The organism is Algivirga pacifica, from assembly GCF_039543525.1.
GTDB classification, from domain to species: domain Bacteria; phylum Bacteroidota; class Bacteroidia; order Cytophagales; family Flammeovirgaceae; genus Algivirga; species Algivirga pacifica.
This window is the reverse complement of the sequence record NZ_BAABJX010000052.1, coordinates 190,978-212,019: the sequence shown is the minus strand read 5'-3', so window position 1 is coordinate 212,019 and position 21,042 is coordinate 190,978. Positions and strand designations below refer to the sequence as shown.

The following is a 21,042-nucleotide window of genomic DNA, read 5'->3' as shown; positions in this document are numbered from 1 at the left end:
CTTATTAAAGTGTATTTGCTTTTCCGCCCGCTTGCTCAATAGCTGCTTTAGCTGAAGCAGAAAATGCGTGTGCCGATACCTCTAAACTAGCTTTAAGCTCACCTCTACCCAATACTTTAATTTTGTCATTCTTGTTCACAAGACCAAGATTAACAAGTTCTTCTTGAGTAAATGCTGTGATGCCCTTAGCCTCAGCGATTTTTTGCAGAGTATCCAAGTTCACAGGAGTGTACTCAACTCTAAAAGGGTTTTTGAAACCAAACTTTGGCACTCGTCTGTAAAGAGGCATTTGACCTCCTTCGAAACCAATTTTTTGGCTGTAACCAGATCTGGACTTCGCACCTTTGTGACCTCTTGTCGAAGTACCCCCTCTGCCGGAACCTTGTCCTCTACCAACCCTCTTGTTGTTTCTTACAGATCCTGCTGCTGGACGTAATGTATGTAATTTCATAATAATTATAAATCAAAATATCCACAAAATACTAGTGCAGACGTGCAAAAGTACAAAAGATATTATAACTCTTCAACTATAACCAAGTGACTTACCTTGTTTACCATCCCCAAAATTTGAGGAGTAGCCTCATGCTCTACGGTTCTGTTGATTTTACCTAAGCCCAATGCTTTGATTGTAAGCTTCTGGTTCTCAGGTCTCTTGATCGTAGATCTTACTTGAGTGATTTTGATTTTCGCCATCTTCTCAAATTATTTAATTAACCATTAAATACTTTGCTCAAAGATACTCCTCTTTGCTCAGCAACGGTGTAAGCATCGCGCATTTTCAACAAAGCGTCGAAAGTGGCTTTTACTACGTTGTGAGGGTTAGAAGAACCTTGAGACTTTGCCAATACGTCATGCACACCTGCAGATTCCAATACGGCACGCATTGCACCACCGGCAATTACTCCAGTACCCTTAGAAGCTGGCTTGATCAAAACGTTACCGCCGCCGTACTTACCTTTCATAGCGTGAGGAACTGTACCTTTCAATACAGGAACTTTCACCATGTTTTTCTTAGCGTCGTCGATACCTTTAGTGATCGCGTCAGTCACCTCATTGGCTTTACCAAGACCGTAACCTACAGAGCCATTACCATCTCCAACTACAACGATTGCAGAAAAGCTGAATCTTCTACCACCTTTTACTACCTTCGCTACACGCTTGATCGCAACTACCTTCTCTGTTAGCTCCAGGTCCGTTGATTTTACTTTTTTGATGTCTTGTTTCATTCTTCAAAAATTTTTAGAATTTCAGTCCACCTTCTCTAGCGCCGTCCGCTAAAGCTTTCAACTTACCATGATACTGGTATCCGTTTCTGTCAAAGATTACAGCAGAAACTCCTGCTGCAATAGCTTTCTCCGCCAACTTTTTACCAGTTTCAGTAGCTAAAGCGATGTTAGCTGACTTACTTTCAGGAGCAACTTCTTTAGAAGATACTGCTGCGATTGTATGACCTTTTTCGTCATCGATCAACTGCGCAGTAATTGCTGTGTTGGATTTATACACAGAAAGTCTTGGTCTCTCAGCAGTACCAGAAACCTTTTTTCTGATAATCCTTTTTATTCTAAGTCTTTTTAGATCTTTCTTAGTAGCCATGTCGCTTATTATTTACCAGTTTTACCTGCTTTTCTTCTGATTACCTCACCGACAAACTTGACACCTTTACCTTTGTAAGGTTCTGTCTTTCTTAGAGACTTCAACTTCGCAGCTACTTGTCCTACTAGTTGCTTGTCGATACCCTCGATGTGCACAATCGGAGCTGCACCCTTAGGAGATTCTGTAGACACTGAAAGCTCTGCAGGAATCTGGAAAATAATAGAGTGCGAGTAACCTAAGTCCAAGTTCAATAGGTTGCCTTGGTTTGTAGCTTTGAAACCTACACCCACAAGCTCTAGAGACTTCTTGTAACCTTCTGTTACACCTACTACCATATTCTGAATCAAAGCGCGGTACAAACCATGCATTGCTTTTGATTCTTTGCTTTCGTTTGGACGAGTAAGAGCAACCTCTCCCTCATTTACCTCTAGTTCGATGCCTCCTTTCATTTCTTGAGACAACTCCCCTTTCGGTCCTTTTACTGAAACTACCCCTTCGTTGAATTTTACTTCAACACCTGAAGGAAGGGTAATCGGTTTTTTACCAATTCTTGACATTTGTCTTCCATTTTCGCTTAAGGCTTCAGCAAGATGCTGAAGCGGTCAGCTATTTTAAACAAAAATACTTGTGACGTATACCGACTAGTATACGTAGCAAAGAACTTCACCACCTACGTTAAGCTCTTTTGCTTCTTTGTCAGTCATAACACCTCTCGATGTTGACAAAATCGCTACACCCAAGCCATTCAATACGCGAGGCATATCAGATGCCTTCGTATATTTTCTTAGACCTGGACGAGAAACTCTCTCAAGACTTACTAGAGCAGGTTGCTTTGTTGCAGGGTTGTATTTCAATGCAATTTTAATAACACCCTGAGTGTTCACACCATCCTCAAACTTATATCCTTGGATAAACCCTTTGTCATGAAGCACTTTAGTCATTTGCTTCTTTAAGTTAGACGCAGGCACTTCCACGATCCTTTTGTTAGCGCGGATAGCGTTTCTAAGTCTTGTCAGGTAATCTGCTATCGGATCCATTTATCTTAATATTTTTACACACACGATGTGCGCGTGAATGTCCCTCAAATGATTAAATCTTACCAGCTTGCTTTAGTTACGCCAGGAATTTTACCAGCGGAAGCCATCTCTCTGAAAGTCACCCTAGAGATACCGAATTTTCTCATGTATCCTTTTGGACGACCAGTCAATTTACAACGATTGTGCAAACGAACTGGAGAGGCGTTCTTAGGTAGTTTATCTAGCGCTACCCAATCACCAGCTTCTTTAAGCGCTTTTCTTTTTTCGGCATATTTTGCCACCATGCGCTCTCTTTTTCTTTCTCTAGCTTTTACTGCTTCTCTTGCCATTGTGTATCTAAGTTTTTTATTTCTTAAAAGGCATTCCAAACTGCTTAAGAAGCTCAAATGCTTCCTCGTCCGTGTTGGCTGAAGTAGTGAATGTAATGTCCATACCGGTCACTTTCTTCACTTTTTCGATTGAGATCTCTGGGAAGATGATTTGCTCTTTCAATCCCAAAGTGTAATTCCCTCTACCGTCCAACTTGGTCTTGATACCTTGGAAGTCTCTTTCACGTGGCAGAGCAATAGTAATCAGCCTGTCCAGGAATTCGTACATTCTCTCCCCTCTAAGGGTAACTCTCGCACCAATTGGCATTCCGTCTCTCAACTTAAAGTTCGCAATCGACTTTTTCGCGATAGTTGGAACCGCCTTTTGACCTGCAATTACAGAAAGTTCTTCAACTCCTGTATCGATCAACTTCTTATCGGCTACCGCATCACCCATACCACGGTTGATAACGATTTTCTGTAGCTTAGGAACTTGCATAACAGTTTTATACTGAAAGCGTTCCATCAAAGCTGGCACGATCTCTTCTTTATATTTATTCTTAAGTCTTGTTGGATTTGCCATCAGTCTATGAATTCTCCAGTTTTCTTAGAATATCTTTTCAGCTTGCCTTCAGCATCTTGCTTGCGACCAACCTTAGTTTGCTCTCCTGTTTTAGGATCGATCAACGCTAGGTTAGAAATGTGAATCGGTGCTTCTTTTTTCTCCACACCACCTTCTGGCTTTTCAGCTGTAGGCTTAATGTGCTTCGTTACAAGGTTTACACCTTCAACGGTAGCTCTTTGTTTTTCACGGTCCATTTTCAGTACCACGCCTTCTTGGCCTTTGTGGTTTCCTGAAGTAACCGTTACTTTATCTCCTTTCTTGATATGAAATTTCATGTCTCTTATGAATCAAGTTATAGCACTTCTGGTGCTAGTGAAACAATCTTCATAAACTGCTTTTCACGCAGCTCTCTCGCAACTGGGCCAAATACACGCGTACCTCTTGGCTCGTCATTTGTATTTAAAAGTACCGCCGCATTATCTTCGAAACGGATGTAAGAACCATCTTTTCTTCTAACTTCTTTCTTAGTTCTTACCACTACAGCTTTAGAAACTGTACCTTTTTTCACGTTTCCTGAAGGTAGGGCCGACTTCACAGTAACAACAATCTTGTCACCTACAGTCGCGTAGCGTTTTTTAGTACCTCCCAGTACACGGATACACAGCACTTCTTTTGCACCTGAGTTATCCGCCACGTTCAGTCTAGATTCTTGTTGTATCATTGTATGATCCTTATTAGGATTTTATGATGTCTAACCAAATAGTTTATATCGAGCAATTACTTCGCTTTCTCAACGATTTCCACCAGTCTCCATCTCTTTCTCTTCGAAAGAGGACGAGTTTCCATGATCTTCACGGTATCACCGATGTTACATTCGTTTTTGGCGTCGTGCGCCATGAACTTTGAAGTATGCTTCACGAATTTTCCGTAGATAGGGTGCTTCTGGCGAGTCTCAACAGCTACTACAATAGAGCTATCCATTTTGTTGCTCACTACCACACCGGTACGTTCTTTTCTGAAATTTCTTTGCATCTTAAATCAGCTCTTTTAATTATTTGCTAATTGCTCTTAGAACCATTTTCTTGTTCACAGGAGCTGCAAACTTGTTTTTCTGTAGAAACTCACTCACTGTTTCGCGAGTAACGCCCTCTGCTTTCACCTTGTCCTCCAACTCAGCTGTAACTTTCACGTGAAGCTCTGTCTTCAGTGAAGCAACTTTTCTTCTTAGAGATCTGATTTGCATCGGATTCTCAATCGGATTTACAGCATGAGCGAATTCCAACTCGTCCAACTGCTTTTGAGAAGCTGCAAGCTCTGCATTCAACTCCTCTGCGGACATCTTCTTGATTTGCTCTTTTAATTCTTTAGTCTTCATGATGATTATCCTACGTAATCTGGTCTAACCACAAATTTCACGCTGATAGGAAGCTTTTGAGCAGCAAGTCTCATCGACTCCTGAGCTCTATCTAGAGATACCCCATCAGACTCGAATAGGATTGTTCCTGGCTTCACTGTTGCTACCCAATATGAAGGAGCACCTTTACCTTTACCCATACGAACCTCTGCAGGCTTCGATGTTACTGGTTTATCAGGGAAAATACGGATCCAAACCTGTCCTTCCCTTTTCATCGCTCTGTTAATCGCAATACGCGCAGCTTCAATTTGTCTTGATGTGATCCATCCAGACTCCAAAGCTTTCAGACCGAAGCTACCAAAAGAAATCGTGTGTCCTCTTTGAGCAACACCTCTCACTCTTCCTTTTTGTCTCTTTCTGTACTTTACTCGTTTCGGCTGTAACATGACAAAAATCTATTTAACAAACACCGGAACCGTTCCGGCGCAAAAATACTCTACAAAATAGCGCACAGCTAATATCGTTTTTGCTCTATACACAAAAACATCCCTATGAGGGTCCAACAAATAATTCTACTACTCAGATTTCTTGTTTGGGACTTATGTTCATGTCAGATAAACACAGTTTCCCTCGTAATGGGATTGCAAAGGTACACCCTTTTCTTTGTAATACAAAGATTTAGAGAAATATTTCTATATTTTCTCACTACCTCCCTGCAATGCGTTCCATTTGCATGTTACTGCGAAATCATTTGAAAAACACTATTTGACCTCTGAATAATTCAACCCCTTAACGCTTATTCACCAAAGCACCCTCTTTATCGCTTATTTTTGGTATCTACAAGTATCGTCACCGGTCCATCATTCATGATTTCTACCTGCATATCTGCTCCAAATTCTCCTGTTTCCACCTTTCTACCCAATAATTCCTCTAAAGTATCCTTCATCTGTTCATATAAAGGAATTGCTCTATCTGGCTTCGCTGCATCAATATAAGATGGACGATTTCCTTTTTTTGTACTGGCATGCAACGTAAACTGACTAATCAATAGGATATCACCTCCTACATCTTTAATAGAAAGATTCATCTTATCCTCTTCATCACCAAAGATTCTCATATTGACAATCTTATTTGCTAGCCATTGTACATCTTCTGCTGTATCTTCATGCCCTACACCTAAAAGTACATTTAAACCCTTATCTACCCTACCAACAACTTCACCATCAATACTTACCTGTGACTTACCTACTCTTTGAATTACTGCAATCATCTATTCCAAATAGTCAGTTTAATTAAAAAATACCCGAAAGCACAAAAATAATAAAAGCCTTTATACTGCAATAATTTACATTCGTCATTATCACAATATAAAGGCTCAATACATAACGCCTGATTAATCATTCCGCATCCAAAATGAATACCTGATCCAACTGATAATCCTTAGGCCTTTGTTCCCCTTGTTTCCATTCTTGCAAATAGATCACTACTTCATACCGCCCTGGCTCTAAAATTCCCATATCAACTTTTCCACTCCAACTACGAGACTCCTGCCCTTGTAGTATAATGTATTTACTGATATATAGTTCTATTCGTTGCTTTTCATCCATAATGACTGGCGCTGATAACAACACACTCACCAGTCCTCCTTTTACGATCATAGACAGTTCTACATAAGCCGTCACTGGAACCCCTTCTTCACACCCCACTGCATTAATCGTAAGCTCTGGTTGGTACTGAGAAAAAGCTATAGCTTCCATCCCAGTACCTTTTGGGTTATTTTGTTGATCTCTATCTAGCATATAAATTCCTTCAGTTGATAAGCAGTTAATTTCTTTACACAGCTTTCAACACCACAATGGAACGAGGTCCTACTCTATAAGTACTTTCTGTAATTACTGGAGCTTGTTGTTCATCAAGGATATCATAAGGAGCATTTTGATGTGTATCTATAATACGACAGAAATGGGTATGCTCCACATCTAATGAAGGCTCCGGCACCTCAAATTCCTGAGATTCCCAGAAAGCATTCAACATGACATATATTTGTTCTTTTGACTCCGTATCTGTCAACATAAAAGATATACTCCTACTATCTGGATGTGTATCAGGAGTATCAAAGTCTTTCGCCCCATGCCAAGTAATAATAGGCAAACGCTTACGCACATTGGAACTCCAGAATACCTCCCGCTGAAATACATCATGAGAAAGATTAAACTTGATCAGTTTTTTCACAAACTGATATAAATCCTGGTGTCGCTCAACATCTTCCCAATTGAACCATGCAATACTATTATCCTGGCAGTAAGCATTATTATTTCCATGCTGTGATCGCCTCACTTCGTCTCCCATCGAAATCATAGGGGTTCCTTGTGATAGCAATAGCATACAAAAGAAATTCTTGATTTGTCTCTTTCTCAATACTTCTACATCCGGCTTCACTGTTGGGCCTTCTACACCACAGTTCCAGCTCAAGTTATGACCATGCCCGTCTCTATTCATCTCCCCATTAGCCATATTGTGCTTCTGGTTATAGCTGACCAAGTCATTTAATGTAAAACCATCATGACAAGTCACAAAATTAATACTTCGGTTAGGATCTCTACCTTCTGCGTGATACATCTTATGACTGGCTTCAACACAATCCATCATATCATGAATTACGTGTCCGTCACTTTTTACGAATCTTCTCATGGTATCCCTAAAAACTCCATTCCATTCACTCCACTTGTCTCCAATGAAGTTTCCTACCTGATAAAGACCTGAAGCATCCCAAGCCTCGGCAATCATCTTGGCCCCTGCCAATACCGGATCCGACTCTATTTCCCATAAAATTGGAGGGTTTTTCAAAGGCTCTCCATCTTCTCCTCTTGATAACACAGAGGCTAAGTCAAAACGAAAGCCATCTACGTGCATTTCCGATACCCAATAGCGTAAAGAATCCATAATCATTCTCCTTACGATCGAATGATTGGCATTCAAGGTATTTCCACAGCCTGTAAAGTCCCTATATTGGTTTTCCTCATCCAGCATATAGTAAGTAGGATTCGCTAACCCTCTATAGCATAAAGTAGGCCCTTCAGCATGTACCTCTGCCGTATGGTTATACACCACATCCAAAATTACTTCAATCCCTTCCTTATGCAGTGCTTTTACCATATCCTTAAACTCACGAACCACCTGAGTTGGATCCTCAGGGTTCGTACCATACGCATGATGGGGTGCAAAAAATCCCAATGGGCTATACCCCCAATAATTGGTTTTATTTTCTGGAGCATCGTAAGGATCGAACTGTTGAACAGGTAATAACTCTACAGCAGTTACACCTAACTCCTTGAGGTAAGGAATTTTCTCTTTTACGCCGGCAAACGTACCTTTCAGTTCTTCTGATATACCAGAAGATGCATGCTTAGTAAAACCTCCCACATGCATTTCATAAATAACTGTCTTTGCATAAGGACGATATAGTGGGCGATCCCCTTCCCAACTATAATCATTGTCATCCACTACAATACTTTTAGGAGCATGGGCAGAATTGTCGCCGGGGCGAGTTGCTGCTTTTCTATTATACTTAGGACTCAAATAAATTGCCTTCGCATAAGGGTCTAACAACAACTTACTTTTATCAAAATATAAACCTTGCTCTGGATTGTATGGCCCATGTACCCTGTACGCATACACTTGTCCATGCCCTACGCCTTCTACAAATACATGCCAATAATAGAATGTTTTATTTTCTTCGGGGTTCAGCGTGATCACCCGACTAGGTTTTACGCTATCTTTATCTTCAAAAAAAAGTAATTCGACCTTTGTCGCATCAGTAGAAAATATGGAGAAGTTGGTTCCTCTTTTTTGCACCGTAGCCCCTAGGGGATAACTCGTTCCATGTAAAATTTGCCCTGTTGGGATTTCTACTGATTTCATTTCTTCCGAATCTATTATAGTTTCCATATATGGTTTAATGTTAATTATAGCCAAAGACGTCTGTTCGTTTCTTAAAAATATACGCTACAAACGTCACGCAATACAAAATACATAAATGGGCAGGAAGGAAGAATAGGACGTAAGGTGTATCCCCTAATAGGTAAAATTTATATGCATCGTACTTATTTCAAAAAATACAGTTACTGTTCCCTCTTCTCTGTAGGCTCCTGCTGTTCTGTTTCCTTTTTCCAAAAATACCAATAATATGTTTCCTCCCCTGAAAAAGTCATTTTTGTTAATACTTTTCCACCAGCAATTCCAACCACTTGTCCCATAGTTTCCGTCATTAATTCATACGCTCCTTTTTCTGTATCTAATCTGTAGATGACAGATTCTGTCGCATTGGCCTTCACTAAATAAGGTCTATACGCCAACCGGTCCCATAACATATATTCCACATTACCTTTGGTTGCTAAAGAAGGAAAAGCCACTGTTTTCCAAGAATTATTTTTCATATCCATCCACACCACTTCTTTACAACAAGGAAAGTTCAACAGTACCTGTTGTTTATAGACACTAATTGCCTCTGAAGCTGGAAAATCCTCTGAGAATCGTTCGCAATGTCTCTCATGACTCTTGATAACGGATTGTTCTCCATTTTTGGCAAACCAGGTATACACTCCTTCCGCACAAATATCGGTCTTACCTTTAGCCTTTCTACTAAGCATTCCATAAGGCGTCAATATATACCAATCCTTTTTCCCATATCGCTTTTTAAATGCTCGGTCAATCTCATAGGTGTGTACCAACACCAATCGATCTCGTTGTATTTCCCATTTCTGTAGATGCTTCTGGGTTGATGTAAATACGTGAGTTGTATCCATAGGAAACATCGCATTTAAAGTACCTGAAGGACTAAAGTCATTCACGATAATAGAATCCACGGCTTGTCCTGTGGCATTCAATAAGAACATCCTTTCCTCTGAAGCCACCACTACATAGGATGTACTGACCACCTTCATATAGGTCGGGCCTTTTTTCAGTGGATCATGAAATAAAAGTTGATTTATATCTGGAAGGGTCTGGGCAGACAGAACATACCCATTCAATAATAAAAATAGAAGTAATAGTTTTTGCATAATTAAAGGGAGTATAAAGATTATCTCCCTCTAAAATAGCAAATTACGCACCAAGGATGGTTATGAATTATACTTTGTATTAAAATAATTGGACAAAATCCTAATATACCTTTAATCTTCGTACAGTTCTTTTAGCCATTCGTTCACTGTTTCCTGATCAAAATAATCCGGATCAAAATCCTCCAACTCTATTTCCTTGAACCACTCCATGATCTCCTCGTGCTCCTTATGCTTTGGATTCTTGAAAGCATCCATCATATCCCTATATGCCCAAATACCACCGCAGTCTTCCAAAGGCCCTGCCCCTGCTCCTGCAGTACATGCAGGATAAAACTGCCCTTCTTCTACCGGCAATACCTTTTCCAATTTTAATTCATGCAACCAAGCATCTCCAAAATCATACTCATACAATAGGGTATCTTTAGGGTTTTGAATCACCTGACTTAAAATTGTCTCCTGATAATTATCCTGCTCAGGGCCTATTTCTTTTCCAGATTCTGGGTTAGTAAAACTCCAAAGATGAGCATCCGACCAGCCCATCAATACCTGAATAGTATAGTGTAGTTCCTCAAAATTAATAGCAGAATTTACGACAAAACGTCTCCAAATCGTAGGCTTGGAATCCACCAAAGTTAACTTGAACTGATAAACCTGATTATCCATATTCTTTATCTTTTTTGGCAAATTACATATTCTAGGTAGAATATCACATAAGTAGAGCACAAACACCTATTCCATAAACAATCAACTATAAAGTGATTGCCTATTTTTCAAAAAAAAAAACTGGTAGGGATTTTGTTTCCCTATCTGTTTTATCAGTATAGGAATTATTTTAACTAAAGCAGATTATAATGAACAAGTTTACCAAACTAGTATCAGCAGCAGCACTATCCGCAGCTCTTTTTTCATGTGAAGGAACAGAGAACCTGGACGGAGGAAACACTGCAATTTCATTCAAGGGAACAGGAAGTGCGCTCACACTATCTAATGCAAGAATGGCGAATACGACCATGATCTCAATCACAGAGGCTCAAATGGGGCTAAAAGCGATTGAAATGGAAGCAGAATGGGAAGTAGAGGATGACATGGGCAATGAGATGGAATATGAGAAGGAGTATGAGTTTGAAGGAGCCTATACCTTGGACTTAGTCGCAGGTACAGCTTCTCCAGAGCTACCTTTGTCTATGGTTGAGCCGGGTCTTTACAATGAGGTAGAGGTAGAGATTGATAATGTATTGGAAGGAGAGCATTCTGTGATCTTTAAAGGAACGTATGAATCAGCAGAAGGCGCTGTTGCTTTTGAATTCACTTCCAATGAGGAGTTTGAGTTTGAGGTAGAAAGCGATACAGGTTTCCAAATTGATGAGGCAACAGTAAGCAACCTTTTGGTATTGTTTGATTTTGATATCATCCTGAACGGGGTAGATATGAGTACAGCCACTGTCGCAGAGGATGGCGTTATTTATATTAATGAAGCAATGAATGCTGAATTGTATGAAACGATCACAAGACAGCTGGAAATTGCTGGTGACGTTGATGAGGATGACGACAATGATGGCGAGCATGATGACGATGAAGAAGAGGAGAACGAGGTAGAGGATTAATCCTTGATTCATTATAGATAGAACAGCCCCTGATGAGATATATGACATATTTCATCAGGGGCTATTTTTATACTATACGCTTAGGTCAATCAATCTCCAGGGCTAATACTAAATGAACCGTCACCATTAAAATCCGTTAATGTAACAGTGATCGTCCATTGCCCACGGGCTCCTGGTAAAGACACTCCAGAACGAGAATCGTCTCCTAAGCCTACACGCAATGTCTGATCCAAAACATTGCGATCATCGGTGTCATCTATCCGTAAATTGAAGCTACTTCCGGGAGTTGCCGTAATGTCCATATTCCAATCCACCGTAAACTCAGGGTTGTTCCAGGTATACACTTGCTGGGTACTTCCACCATTTCCTGTAACGTCCCCTCCAAAATCTGATCCCGTTTCGTTAATTGAGACGGAAGCCCCCACACCATCATCATCATCGCAACTCATGAAACAAAAGTTCACTGCCAACAACACTATAAATAAGGGAGTGATTTTTAAATAATTACTTTTCATACGCTTTAAATAGTTGATGATATTAACTCGAATCCTCCAATTACAATAATTTATTGCGATAAAACAGTGACTTATACCGAGCAAAAGTCATCGACTAAAAACACACCTATATGCCATGTTATTACAGTTTTCTATACCCCCCCTTGCTTTAAGCATTTTTTTGGTACGATTATTTCTCAAAAAATTACTAGTTTTCAGTAAAAAAATTATAATTTAAAAACACTACTAGCACGACACCCATAACTTGTTTCAATCAACCAACTTTTATAAGTACTGTAACTACATTGACAAGTATGACGAGGATTATATTATCAATAATTGCTGTTTTTTTACTTAGTGGTTTTTCTGTCCCTACCCCTCTCAAAAAAGTAAAAGACGACTACCTTGCTTTACGTGAAAGCATTGAGAAAGAAAGAATACAAACAGCACATCTTTATACTGAACACCTTATCAGTATGGAAGAAGTAGGGCATATTTTCACAGATAATTTTGTTACCAATATTATCCCTCAATGGATTGGGACTCCTTGGAGTCAGGATGGTAAAAGCTTCTACCCACAACAAGGAAGTATCAATGACTCCTATTTTGTGATGACAACCTTATTGCACATGGGGATCAGACTCAATCGTTATGATTATGCCCGAAAAAGTGCGCTAAAACAAGCGGAGACCATTAAGCTTGAGCATCATCTTATCAATTATCAAGGTTCTTCTGATAGCTTTTTCAAAGAATGCCAAACGCATTATGACTATGGGATTTACTTTTTAACGATCGAGGACTATGTTGGCTTTCTTTATATCGACAAGGATGATGAGTTTTACTTTATTTATACCTCCCATACCCAAGAAGAAGAACAAGTTATCATGAAAAATGTGGAGGAATGTTCCTTTTTAAAGGGGGATCTAACGGCTACTATGGTTCCTATTTCTACCAACTACTCTCTTATGGAATATTGGTTGAGTAATAAGAATATTCCTTAGTATCGATTTGCAAACCCTCGCCCTGAGGCGAGGATCTACAAGGGATATTCTATCCAATCGTTACTGTACTATGTCCATTCCCGCTTTTTTGTAAGCGGATATGAGTTCCTATTCTTTCCTGCAGTTCAGGGACATGGGAAATGACCATAATCTTTTTCTGTGTTTCATATTGTAGATTTTCCAATGTTGCCAGTACATCCTCCAAGGTTTCTTTGTCCAGCGTACCGAAACCTTCATCGATAAATAAGCTTTCGATACGGATATTATTACTTGCCATATCTGCAAGTCCCAGCGCAAGGGACAGGCTTAGTAAAAAGGTTTCTCCGCCACTCAATGTCCTCACCGCTCGCACCTCTTCTCCCATATCTTTATCATAGACGAATAAATCATCGGTAGGTGTCTGGTATACTTGTGTTACAAATTGGTATCGTTTACTAATTTGCGCCAAATGTCTATTGGCATACTCCAGCAATATTCCCAACATTAAAGCCTGGGCATAATTATTAAATTTATCTCCTGTACTCGACCCTAACATGCTATTTAGGGTATGCCATATATGGCAGTTTTTTTCTTGGTCTTTTATCTTCTTCTGGATTCTTGTTCTTTTGACCTGCTGTTCTTTATCTTGCTGGAAAGCAGCCTTAATACTCGCAATCTCTTCTTGAAGCGTATCAATCGTGATTTGTAACGCTGCGAGATCCTTTTCCAAGGTGGGTTTATCCAATGTTACATCTTGTAATTTTTGTTGATAACTGGATATACCTTGTTTTTTCTCCTGCAGTTTGGTTATAAGTACCGTTCCTTCTTCCTTTAAGCTACTTTGTTGCTTGATAATCGTTTGATATTCGTCTTCTGTCAATAACTGCTCTCCTATAGTGGCCCAATCCTGTATTCCTCTCTCTATCGCTTTTTCTTTCAGTTTGATTTCTGTTATTGCACACTCCTCCTGCAGTTGTTTTTGCTGAGAATCCAATTGTACTTTTCTATCAACAAGGTGCTTCAAGGAAGTCTCCAATCTGGTCACTTCAGCATTAAGTTGTTGTAAAGCCGTTGCGCATTCCTCTTTTTGTTGATGAAATTGCTCTTTCTCAATAGCAAGGTTTTTATCACCAAAAAGGGAGAAACGCTGTCGCTGAAGTTTTTCTTTTTGTTCTTGTAATTTTTGGTAAGCGGCCTCTCTTTTCGCTTCCTCTTCGTTTATTTCTTGTAATTGTTGCTGCTGTTGCCCCAATGTCTGCTGTAACAGTAATAACTCCTGCTTCTCCTCTTGGTAAACCAATACTTTTCGTTCATAAGCAACCTTTTGTTTTTTGAGGAAACCTAAAGCGTCTGATGGGTCGTCAATATAAGTTGTAAAAGGCTTCACCATAGTATCCCATTGTGCCTCCACCTCCTCATACTTCAACTGTGTTTTTTTAATCGCATTCAACTCAAAGAGTAACTGCTCATAACGTGCCTTTTGCTTCAAGCATTTACTCCCCTCCTTCAATTGCTCATACTTTTCACTCCTGTTCTCTATAGTATCTTCTGGAATTACCTTCTGTACTTGCTGCATACATTTATCCTCCTGCTCTTTCAACTGAGTGTACTCCTTCTGCAACTCCATTTTCTGCTCTCCCAACATCTCCATTTTTGTCTCCACTTCACCACAATTTCTCTTCAAGCTATTGGTTGACTCTTGAGACTCCTTTAACACCACCTCCCAATGTTTCAACTCTTTTTCTACCGTCGCTCGTTCTTCTTCTGCAGTTGACTGATGTCCATAAGGATGCTCTTTACTTCCACATACCGGACAAGGTTGCTCAGGACGAAGGGCTTTTCTCAAGGCAACAATATTCTCACTGCTTTCTAGTTGTACACGCTGCCATTTGACAGAGATCTCCTTATAAGAAAGTCCGGCATATTCTTGTGTCTGTATTGCTTTTTCTAATTCCCCTTGCAATGACTGCATCTTCAACTGATACGTCTTTGCTCTGTCCTCAAGAAGTTGAAGCTTCTGATTTATGGTTTCTTCTTGCTTTTGAACTCTAAAAGCCTCTTCTAATAAACCTATCGCATTGGCATATTGCTCTTCCGTCCAATTAGTATAAGGAAGTTGCTCATTCAATTGAATGACACTTTTCTTCAACTGATCCATCCAGGAGCTTAATGGTGTGATCATGTCACCTCCTTCTATCGCCTCCCATAGCCTTTGCCTCGTCTGTGTACTGGAAACTTCCTCCACCTGTTGCTGCAATACATTTTGTTGTTCTTGCAAGCGCAACTGATATGTTTGCAGTACCGCATATTTTTCTGTTAACTCTCCCAATACCTGATGCTGCTGCAACCAATTATTTGCTTGAGCTACTGCTTCCTCTTTTTGCTGAATCTTCCCATTTTTTTGCTCAATATTCTTTTGAACTGTCTCCCTCTTTCCGTTTAGTTGCTCCAGCTCCTTCCTTTCACTATTACTCAAGGTCACCTGTCTTTCCAACATTTTATCCAGCTCCTCTACCTGTTTCCATTCTGTACCCAGCGCCTGCTCTTTCTCCTTGAAGGTCTCTAATTGTTTTATATACTGTTGCTGTTTAGGGAGTATCTCTTGTAAACTTGTGTTCGTTCTTTCCCAAACCTGTTCTTGCTGGGTAATTTGCTGTTGAACTTCCGATTGCTGTGCTTTTTTATGATTCAGTTGCTCCCACAAGGCTTTAAGCGGTGCTACTTTTTCATGAAGCTCCACTCTGATTGTTTCCTGTTGAAATCCTTCTTTTTTCTTTTCCCAAGAAGCATAGTCTTCCAACAGTGCTGTATGTTCTTTTTCTAAAAGCTCCAGTTGCCTAAAGGACGATAAATACTCATTCCACTGCTTCCATACCTCCTGTTTTTCTTGCAGTAATATCTTTTTCTCCTCTTCCTCTTCTTTTTTCTGCTGTACCTCCTCCTCAGTCAACCCCTTATATAAAGCTAACTGCTGTTGCAATTGCTCCAGTGTACGTTGCTCTTGTATATGACGCTTATACACTTTTATAGAGATATCCCTGAAATCAAATGTCCTGGTGATTTTCTCCAATAAAGTATTACGCTCTGCCTTGGAAGCTTTCAGTAACTTTGTGAACTCTCCTTGAGAGAGCATGACGGCCTGTATAAATTGATCATAATGTAAGCCTATCACTTTCTCTACCTGCGGCACCACCTTTTGATAGGTTCCAGATGCAATAATCTTTTCTTCTCCATTCGCTAATTGCGCTAACTCCATATGATACCCTGTGATCCTATGGGCTGCATCCCCTCTTTGTCCCTTAAAGGCATTCCATTTACAACGATATGTCTGCTTTTTCCCGTCTACCTTAAGTTCTAGCTCTACTGCTGCAATCGCTTCTTTTTCTCCCTTGGTCACTAATCCACCTGTGGCATGCAGCACATTAGCCGAAAGGTTCTTATCATATCGAGGAACACGGTTATATAAAGCCAACAGAATAGCATCCAACAAGGTAGACTTCCCGGCACCGGTTTCTCCGGTAATGGCAATCAACCCTGCCTCATTCAAGTATTGATCAGTAAAGTCAATCTCATGTTCCCCTTTAAGAGAGTTCAGGTTTTTTATATAGATTTTATTGATTTTCATAATTCACAACAACTAAACAACATGAACGAGCGAAGCTCAATTAACATACGCCGTGTAGCGGAATAAACAAACGCTACCCGTTTTGCTCCAACAACTGCATAAATGCCTCTCGAAGGATTTCTTTTTCATCTTCCGGCATGCTCACTTCATCCTGCAAGCGAGCTTCAAATACCTTTTGTGCGTTAAAGTCCTCTTGCTTGATACGCTCTCCTTTCAATAACTCAGCAGCATTTTGTGTTTCCTGTTGAAAGTGTAAACTATATTTTACAATCTGAACGGTCTCTGTTTGCTCATGCAGCTCCATTCTCCATTGGTCAATTGTATAGCGAAGAGAGGGATCATACGCTTCTTCTTCTATCTGCAAGGCCAGTAAATCCGTAAATAAGCTATCGGTTTGAGCCGCATAAACCGTTACCTTTTCTTTCACCTGCTCAAAGGTTCCGTTAAATTGCTTAAAACGGCGTGCTATAGGAAGTAATACTGACTCCACTTTCTCTACAGCTGATGCTCCCACATGAAGCAACCACATCTGATGTGTATAGTTTCTCTCCGAAAAGCTTAAGGGATAAGGAGATCCAGAGTAACGAATATCTGTGTTTCCTTTCAGTTGCTGAGCTTTATGGATATGCCCCAAAGCGACATAATCAAATGCCTCACTGAATACTTCTGTTTGCACCCCTGCCTGATGTCCTATCTGTACAGGACGTTCTGCATCAGAATCTGCTGCTTCCGCTCCTTGTACATAAAGGTGACCGGTAGCCACTACCGGAATAGTTCGTTCTTTTGTCACCTGTTCAACCTCCTCGGCTAACTGCTGATAAACCCCTTGAATTCCCTGTCGTATGGCTTGTAAGCGATCTACCTCTCCCTCTATCAATACTGATTTTCGTAGATCTAATTCTCTCAAAAAAGGTACTGCTACCACATAGGCTGCTAGTGTTCCATCTGTATTGGTAATAGGTATTAGGTGATTTCCTCTCTCTTCATCCAGCTCACATACAACAGTGGTATTTAAGGAGGCTAATAACTGTTTCGGTACTTTCAGGGTCGTACGCCCATCATGATTACCGTCTGTAATAATGACATAACGAGGATATTCTTGTTTGAATAGCTGTGCAAGATGATTATTATAAGCTTCCAAAGCACTCAAAGGAGGATAGGCAGTATCAAAAATATCTCCCGAAACAAGCAATACATCTATCTTCTGTTCCAGTAGGTAAGTTTCCAGAAAATTCAAAAAATGTAATTGGTCGGATAAAAGATCATGTTTGTGTAGTCTTTTTCCCAAATGCCAGTCTGCTGTATGAAGTATTTTAAGCATGATCTATTTCAATGTATAAAACAAAAAATTAATTTAATAGGAGTACCCCATATATGCAATTCAGTCAAACGCTTATCCTAATATTACTATTTCCCTTATGAACTTCTTCCGCACCCATTTTCTATTCCTATTACTATCCCTTCCCTGTATATCAATCGCACAACAAGACTCTATCCGGCTGGATAACGGTAATACACTAACCGGTGAAATCAAGTCTTTAAATCAAGGCGTTTTTAAAATAGAAACGGACTACAGCAAGGATGACTTCAAGATCAAATGGAAAGAGGTCACCTATGTGCACACTAACTCCCAATTTGCCATTACACTCAGTGACGGTAGCCGACTTACAGGCCCCTTGATCGGGTATAGCGACAATGACAGTGTCATGATTATCAAAGGGGAAGATCAAACCCTCACACGGTTACAGGACATCGTATACCTGAAAAGTGTTTCCGAAGGATTCTGGGACCGAGCTTACGCCTCTCTAGACTTTGGATATAACTATACCAGAGCCCAAAGTCTACAACAAATGAGTTTGGGTAGTACCATGGGCTATATCAGCACTCGTTGGTGGGTAGATATTAAGGGTAGTTTAATTCTTACCTTACAAGAAGAAGCTGACGACATACGACGGATGAATAGCAATATCGGCTTTCGGTATTTGCTATCTAAAGGGTGGTATGTAGTCACAGATTTAAGCTTCTTATCCAATACAGAACAATCCTTAGAACTACGCTCTTTGGCCAAGGCTGGTATAGGAGTTTATTTAATACAAAGTAACCGTACGTATTGGGGGGTAGAAAGTGGACTCGCCTTTAATAACGAAAACTTTGAAGAAGAAAATGAACAAGATCTCCAAAGTGCAGAAGCCTTCTTGGGCACTGAGTTTAACCTTTTTGACGTAGGAGACTGGAGTCTACTAACTAATGTGATTGTCTATAGGAGTTTGACAGAAGACAACCGTTGGAGGATTGACCAAGGGTTTAATAGTAACATTAAACTCCCTCTCAACTTTTACATCAGTGTAGGCTTTAATATCAACTACGATAGTCGCCCCGTCGCTTCCGGTAGTGATCTCGATTATATCCTGAGAACCTCTTTTGGATGGAAGCTATAAGGTAAGAAGTAAAAAGTCAAAGGGAAGAGGTAGAGGTTTATTTTGTTTATTATCTTTGGAATAAATAGGACTATTGCGTGGCCTTTGGTCAAGATATATCACACTGAAAACTCTTTTGCGATAGGGCGACCATTAGTCAAAGTACATTATACTGAAACTCTTTTGCGATAGGGCGACCACAAGGGTCGCCCCTACCTTTTACCTTTTACCTTTTACCTTTTACCTTTTACCTTTTACCTTAAAATATGTGGGCATTAAAACTAATATCTAAACTTCCCTTTTCGGTACTCTATGTCTTATCAGACTTTCTTTTCTTCTTAGTATACCGTGTCGTTCGATACCGCAAGAAAGTGGTATTGGAAAACCTGAATAGGGCCTTCCCAGAAAAACCTGAACAAGAGATCAAGCAAATATCCAAAGACTATTACCTCAACTTTACGGATACTGTTGTCGAAATCATTAAGAGTATTAGTATTTCCAAAGAGGAACTAGAGAAAAGGGTCTATGTTAGTAACCCTGAAGAGGTCGTAAATACCCTAAATAGTGGTCAAAGTATTATTCTGTTAGCCTCTCATCAATGTAATTGGGAATGGCAATCTCTCGGTCCTTCTGCTACCTATGGTATCCGTATTGATCCGGTTTATAAGCAGTTATCCTCTCCGTTCTTTGACCAACTCATGACTTATATCCGTGAGCGTTTCGGCGGAAAGGTTATTGAAAAAGATGTAGCTGCCAAGGAAATTGAAAACAGGGTGGGAAAAGGCATCGGTATTGGCCTTGTCGGTGACCAAAGCCCTCAACATGCCAAGCAAGCCCAATGGGTTGACTTCTTAGGGCTAGATACTCCCTTTTACTTTGGGCCTACTTATTTGGCTAAGAAATATAACTTTCCAGCCTACTATGCCTATATGCATCGTCTAAAAAGAGGATACTATCAAATTGATGTGATCCCTGTAGGTAAGCCCCCTTATAAGAAAGAGGATGATATTGTGAGTCAATTTGCCAAGGAGATTGAGAAAACCATTCGTGAGCATCCTGCCGATTGGTTGTGGTCTCATAGAAGATGGAAGCTGAAGAGAAAATAAAATATAAAAGGGACTAAAAAGTCGTCTGTAGGTCGTAGCGTGGACGCTACGACCAGTTTCTTCCTTTTTACTTTGTAACTGAATTATGAAGTCTTCTAACCTTTTTGAGCTGCTCGAAGAGAAAGTAGCGCAATACAACCGTCCTTCCTTTATTGAAGATGACCCCATTAGTATCCCTCATTTATTTGAACAGAAACAGGATATTGAGATCATGGGACTTTGGGCTTCTTTGCTGGCTTGGGGACAACGAAAGACCATCATCAATAAATGTCACGATCTACTTGAACGTATGGATCACGCTCCTTATGACTTTATTATGAATCATCAAGAAGATGATCTTAAAAAGCTATTGGGATTTAAACACCGTACATTCAATGATACCGATACGCTTTATTTTATTGAATTTTTCAAGTTCCACTATCAGCAACACGATAGCTTGGAGAGTGCATTTAGTCAATTTATAACTAAGGAGGATGATACTGTAGAGAAAGCCCTGATTGGTTTCAGGACCTATTTTTTTAGTATTCCGGATGCGCCAGAGCGTACGCAAAAGCACATTGCAACCCCTGCCCGTAAATCAGCTTGCAAAAGACTTAATATGTTTTTGCGATGGATGGTGAGAAAAGACGCTCAAGGTGTCGATTTTGGGATATGGGATAGTATCCAACCTTCACAACTTGTTTGTCCTTTGGATGTTCACGTGGATCGGGTAGCGAAAAAACTAGGACTATTGCACCGAACACAAAGTGACTGGAAGGCTGCCTTAGAGCTTACGAATAACCTCAAAAAGTTCTCTACGGAAGACCCTGTGAAATATGACTTTGCCTTATTTGGAATGGGCATAGAAGGTGAAATATAGTGCGTTATTTCCTTCAATATTAAGAATCCTTAAGACCGAT

General features: G+C 40.1%; 26 protein-coding genes. 5 read left to right on the top strand and 21 right to left on the bottom strand.

Annotated features, from left to right (window positions below; genetic code table 11):
* Positions 1-4: 4 nt before the first annotated feature.
* From rplO to ABD985_RS17095, 18 genes are all read right to left on the bottom strand, one after another.
* Entirely contained in the window at positions 5-451 is a 447-nt protein-coding gene (gene rplO, locus ABD985_RS17180; protein ID WP_345373893.1) for a 50S ribosomal protein L15, read from the bottom strand.
* A gap of 62 nt (positions 452-513) precedes the next feature.
* Positions 514-693 (bottom strand): 50S ribosomal protein L30, encoded by a 180-nt coding sequence (gene rpmD, locus ABD985_RS17175; RefSeq protein ID WP_345373891.1) that lies wholly within the window; start codon positions 691-693, stop codon positions 514-516.
* 17 nt (positions 694-710) lie between these two features.
* Entirely contained in the window at positions 711-1,226 is a 516-nt protein-coding gene (gene rpsE / locus ABD985_RS17170) for a 30S ribosomal protein S5 (protein WP_345373889.1), read from the bottom strand.
* A 13-nt stretch (positions 1,227-1,239) separates the two neighbouring features.
* Positions 1,240-1,593, bottom strand: a complete 354-nt coding sequence (gene rplR / locus ABD985_RS17165; RefSeq protein ID WP_345373887.1) for a 50S ribosomal protein L18 — start codon at positions 1,591-1,593, stop codon at positions 1,240-1,242.
* 8 nt (positions 1,594-1,601) lie between these two features.
* Entirely contained in the window at positions 1,602-2,150 is a 549-nt protein-coding gene (gene rplF, locus ABD985_RS17160; RefSeq protein WP_345373885.1) for a 50S ribosomal protein L6, read from the bottom strand.
* 84 nt (positions 2,151-2,234) lie between these two features.
* Positions 2,235-2,630 carry a 30S ribosomal protein S8 gene (rpsH, locus tag ABD985_RS17155; RefSeq protein WP_345373883.1) on the bottom strand — a complete coding sequence of 132 codons (396 nt, stop codon included), beginning with the start codon at positions 2,628-2,630 and terminating at the stop codon, positions 2,235-2,237.
* Positions 2,631-2,689: 59 nt separating this feature from the next.
* A complete protein-coding gene (rpsN, locus tag ABD985_RS17150) occupies positions 2,690-2,959 on the bottom strand; it encodes a 30S ribosomal protein S14 (RefSeq protein WP_345373881.1) in 270 nt (89 codons plus the stop codon).
* Positions 2,960-2,975: 16 nt separating this feature from the next.
* Complete coding sequence (gene rplE / locus ABD985_RS17145; RefSeq protein ID WP_345373879.1) at positions 2,976-3,521, bottom strand: 50S ribosomal protein L5; 546 nt, start codon at positions 3,519-3,521, stop codon at positions 2,976-2,978.
* Positions 3,521-3,838, bottom strand: a complete 318-nt coding sequence (gene rplX, locus ABD985_RS17140; protein ID WP_345373877.1) for a 50S ribosomal protein L24 — start codon at positions 3,836-3,838, stop codon at positions 3,521-3,523. Before rplX ends, rplE begins: the two co-directional genes overlap by 1 nt.
* Before the next feature lie 17 nt (positions 3,839-3,855).
* Positions 3,856-4,224, bottom strand: a complete 369-nt coding sequence (rplN, locus tag ABD985_RS17135; protein ID WP_345373875.1) for a 50S ribosomal protein L14 — start codon at positions 4,222-4,224, stop codon at positions 3,856-3,858.
* Between the two features lie 56 nt (positions 4,225-4,280).
* Positions 4,281-4,535 carry a 30S ribosomal protein S17 gene (rpsQ, locus tag ABD985_RS17130; RefSeq protein ID WP_345373873.1) on the bottom strand — a complete coding sequence of 85 codons (255 nt, stop codon included), beginning with the start codon at positions 4,533-4,535 and terminating at the stop codon, positions 4,281-4,283.
* A 19-nt stretch (positions 4,536-4,554) separates the two neighbouring features.
* Positions 4,555-4,878 (bottom strand): 50S ribosomal protein L29, encoded by a 324-nt coding sequence (gene rpmC / locus ABD985_RS17125; protein WP_345373872.1) that lies wholly within the window; start codon positions 4,876-4,878, stop codon positions 4,555-4,557.
* Positions 4,879-4,883: 5 nt separating this feature from the next.
* Entirely contained in the window at positions 4,884-5,303 is a 420-nt protein-coding gene (rplP, locus tag ABD985_RS17120) for a 50S ribosomal protein L16 (protein ID WP_345373871.1), read from the bottom strand.
* A 371-nt stretch (positions 5,304-5,674) separates the two neighbouring features.
* Complete coding sequence (gene dtd, locus ABD985_RS17115; RefSeq protein ID WP_345373869.1) at positions 5,675-6,127, bottom strand: D-aminoacyl-tRNA deacylase; 453 nt, start codon at positions 6,125-6,127, stop codon at positions 5,675-5,677.
* Between the two features lie 127 nt (positions 6,128-6,254).
* Complete coding sequence (locus ABD985_RS17110) at positions 6,255-6,656, bottom strand: hypothetical protein (RefSeq protein ID WP_345373868.1); 402 nt, start codon at positions 6,654-6,656, stop codon at positions 6,255-6,257.
* A gap of 34 nt (positions 6,657-6,690) precedes the next feature.
* On the bottom strand, positions 6,691-8,805 hold the full coding sequence (gene glgX / locus ABD985_RS17105; protein ID WP_345373866.1) for a glycogen debranching protein GlgX: 2,115 nt from the start codon (positions 8,803-8,805) through the stop codon (positions 6,691-6,693).
* 173 nt (positions 8,806-8,978) lie between these two features.
* Entirely contained in the window at positions 8,979-9,917 is a 939-nt protein-coding gene (locus ABD985_RS17100) for a hypothetical protein (RefSeq protein WP_345373865.1), read from the bottom strand.
* A 111-nt stretch (positions 9,918-10,028) separates the two neighbouring features.
* On the bottom strand, positions 10,029-10,580 hold the full coding sequence (locus ABD985_RS17095) for a plasmid pRiA4b ORF-3 family protein (protein ID WP_345373863.1): 552 nt from the start codon (positions 10,578-10,580) through the stop codon (positions 10,029-10,031).
* 188 nt (positions 10,581-10,768) lie between these two features.
* Here ABD985_RS17095 and ABD985_RS17090 point away from each other — a divergent pair, with 188 nt between their 5' ends.
* Positions 10,769-11,521: a hypothetical protein gene (locus ABD985_RS17090; RefSeq protein ID WP_345373862.1), complete on the top strand. Its 753-nt coding sequence runs from the start codon at positions 10,769-10,771 to the stop codon at positions 11,519-11,521.
* Between the two features lie 89 nt (positions 11,522-11,610).
* On the opposite strand, the gene ABD985_RS17085 is transcribed toward ABD985_RS17090, so the two are convergent.
* The gene (locus ABD985_RS17085; protein WP_345373860.1) at positions 11,611-12,036 is read right to left on the bottom strand and encodes a hypothetical protein; all 426 of its coding nucleotides are present in this window, start codon (positions 12,034-12,036) and stop codon (positions 11,611-11,613) included.
* Positions 12,037-12,329: 293 nt separating this feature from the next.
* Here ABD985_RS17085 and ABD985_RS17080 point away from each other — a divergent pair, with 293 nt between their 5' ends.
* On the top strand, positions 12,330-13,016 hold the full coding sequence (locus ABD985_RS17080) for a hypothetical protein (protein ID WP_345373858.1): 687 nt from the start codon (positions 12,330-12,332) through the stop codon (positions 13,014-13,016).
* A 49-nt stretch (positions 13,017-13,065) separates the two neighbouring features.
* Here the strand turns inward: ABD985_RS17080 and ABD985_RS17075 are convergent, their stop codons facing one another.
* Both ABD985_RS17075 and sbcD read right to left on the bottom strand, forming a co-directional pair.
* Positions 13,066-16,620 (bottom strand): AAA family ATPase, encoded by a 3,555-nt coding sequence (locus ABD985_RS17075; protein WP_345373857.1) that lies wholly within the window; start codon positions 16,618-16,620, stop codon positions 13,066-13,068.
* Positions 16,621-16,693: 73 nt separating this feature from the next.
* Positions 16,694-17,941 (bottom strand): exonuclease subunit SbcD, encoded by a 1,248-nt coding sequence (gene sbcD, locus ABD985_RS17070; protein ID WP_345373855.1) that lies wholly within the window; start codon positions 17,939-17,941, stop codon positions 16,694-16,696.
* A gap of 97 nt (positions 17,942-18,038) precedes the next feature.
* Between sbcD and ABD985_RS17065 the strand changes: the two genes are divergently transcribed.
* The 3 genes from ABD985_RS17065 (at position 18,039) to ABD985_RS17055 (ending at position 21,002) form a co-directional block, all read left to right on the top strand.
* On the top strand, positions 18,039-19,058 hold the full coding sequence (locus ABD985_RS17065) for a DUF481 domain-containing protein (protein WP_345373854.1): 1,020 nt from the start codon (positions 18,039-18,041) through the stop codon (positions 19,056-19,058).
* A gap of 245 nt (positions 19,059-19,303) precedes the next feature.
* Positions 19,304-20,143 (top strand): lysophospholipid acyltransferase family protein, encoded by an 840-nt coding sequence (locus ABD985_RS17060; protein ID WP_345373853.1) that lies wholly within the window; start codon positions 19,304-19,306, stop codon positions 20,141-20,143.
* A gap of 85 nt (positions 20,144-20,228) precedes the next feature.
* Complete coding sequence (locus ABD985_RS17055) at positions 20,229-21,002, top strand: TIGR02757 family protein (RefSeq protein ID WP_345373851.1); 774 nt, start codon at positions 20,229-20,231, stop codon at positions 21,000-21,002.
* Positions 21,003-21,042: the final 40 nt, after the last annotated feature.

Coding starts and splice junctions, on each gene's coding strand:
- ABD985_RS17065 (WP_345373854.1), top strand. CDS start 18,039: ATGAACTTCTTCCGCACCCATTTTCTATTCCTATTACTATCCCTTCCC.
- ABD985_RS17100 (WP_345373865.1), bottom strand. CDS start 9,917: ATGCAAAAACTATTACTTCTATTTTTATTATTGAATGGGTATGTTCTG.
- dtd (WP_345373869.1), bottom strand. CDS start 6,127: ATGATTGCAGTAATTCAAAGAGTAGGTAAGTCACAGGTAAGTATTGAT.
- glgX (WP_345373866.1), bottom strand. CDS start 8,805: ATGGAAACTATAATAGATTCGGAAGAAATGAAATCAGTAGAAATCCCA.
- rplR (WP_345373887.1), bottom strand. CDS start 1,593: ATGGCTACTAAGAAAGATCTAAAAAGACTTAGAATAAAAAGGATTATC.
- rplX (WP_345373877.1), bottom strand. CDS start 3,838: ATGAAATTTCATATCAAGAAAGGAGATAAAGTAACGGTTACTTCAGGA.
- ABD985_RS17060 (WP_345373853.1), top strand. CDS start 19,304: ATGTGGGCATTAAAACTAATATCTAAACTTCCCTTTTCGGTACTCTAT.
- rplE (WP_345373879.1), bottom strand. CDS start 3,521: ATGGCAAATCCAACAAGACTTAAGAATAAATATAAAGAAGAGATCGTG.
- rpsH (WP_345373883.1), bottom strand. CDS start 2,630: ATGGATCCGATAGCAGATTACCTGACAAGACTTAGAAACGCTATCCGC.
- rpmD (WP_345373891.1), bottom strand. CDS start 693: ATGGCGAAAATCAAAATCACTCAAGTAAGATCTACGATCAAGAGACCT.
- rpsQ (WP_345373873.1), bottom strand. CDS start 4,535: ATGCAAAGAAATTTCAGAAAAGAACGTACCGGTGTGGTAGTGAGCAAC.
- ABD985_RS17080 (WP_345373858.1), top strand. CDS start 12,330: ATGACGAGGATTATATTATCAATAATTGCTGTTTTTTTACTTAGTGGT.
- ABD985_RS17110 (WP_345373868.1), bottom strand. CDS start 6,656: ATGCTAGATAGAGATCAACAAAATAACCCAAAAGGTACTGGGATGGAA.
- rplO (WP_345373893.1), bottom strand. CDS start 451: ATGAAATTACATACATTACGTCCAGCAGCAGGATCTGTAAGAAACAAC.
- rpsE (WP_345373889.1), bottom strand. CDS start 1,226: ATGAAACAAGACATCAAAAAAGTAAAATCAACGGACCTGGAGCTAACA.
- ABD985_RS17055 (WP_345373851.1), top strand. CDS start 20,229: ATGAAGTCTTCTAACCTTTTTGAGCTGCTCGAAGAGAAAGTAGCGCAA.
- rplP (WP_345373871.1), bottom strand. CDS start 5,303: ATGTTACAGCCGAAACGAGTAAAGTACAGAAAGAGACAAAAAGGAAGA.
- ABD985_RS17090 (WP_345373862.1), top strand. CDS start 10,769: ATGAACAAGTTTACCAAACTAGTATCAGCAGCAGCACTATCCGCAGCT.
- ABD985_RS17095 (WP_345373863.1), bottom strand. CDS start 10,580: ATGGATAATCAGGTTTATCAGTTCAAGTTAACTTTGGTGGATTCCAAG.
- rpsN (WP_345373881.1), bottom strand. CDS start 2,959: ATGGCAAGAGAAGCAGTAAAAGCTAGAGAAAGAAAAAGAGAGCGCATG.
- ABD985_RS17075 (WP_345373857.1), bottom strand. CDS start 16,620: ATGAAAATCAATAAAATCTATATAAAAAACCTGAACTCTCTTAAAGGG.
- sbcD (WP_345373855.1), bottom strand. CDS start 17,941: ATGCTTAAAATACTTCATACAGCAGACTGGCATTTGGGAAAAAGACTA.
- rplF (WP_345373885.1), bottom strand. CDS start 2,150: ATGTCAAGAATTGGTAAAAAACCGATTACCCTTCCTTCAGGTGTTGAA.
- rplN (WP_345373875.1), bottom strand. CDS start 4,224: ATGATACAACAAGAATCTAGACTGAACGTGGCGGATAACTCAGGTGCA.
- rpmC (WP_345373872.1), bottom strand. CDS start 4,878: ATGAAGACTAAAGAATTAAAAGAGCAAATCAAGAAGATGTCCGCAGAG.
- ABD985_RS17085 (WP_345373860.1), bottom strand. CDS start 12,036: ATGAAAAGTAATTATTTAAAAATCACTCCCTTATTTATAGTGTTGTTG.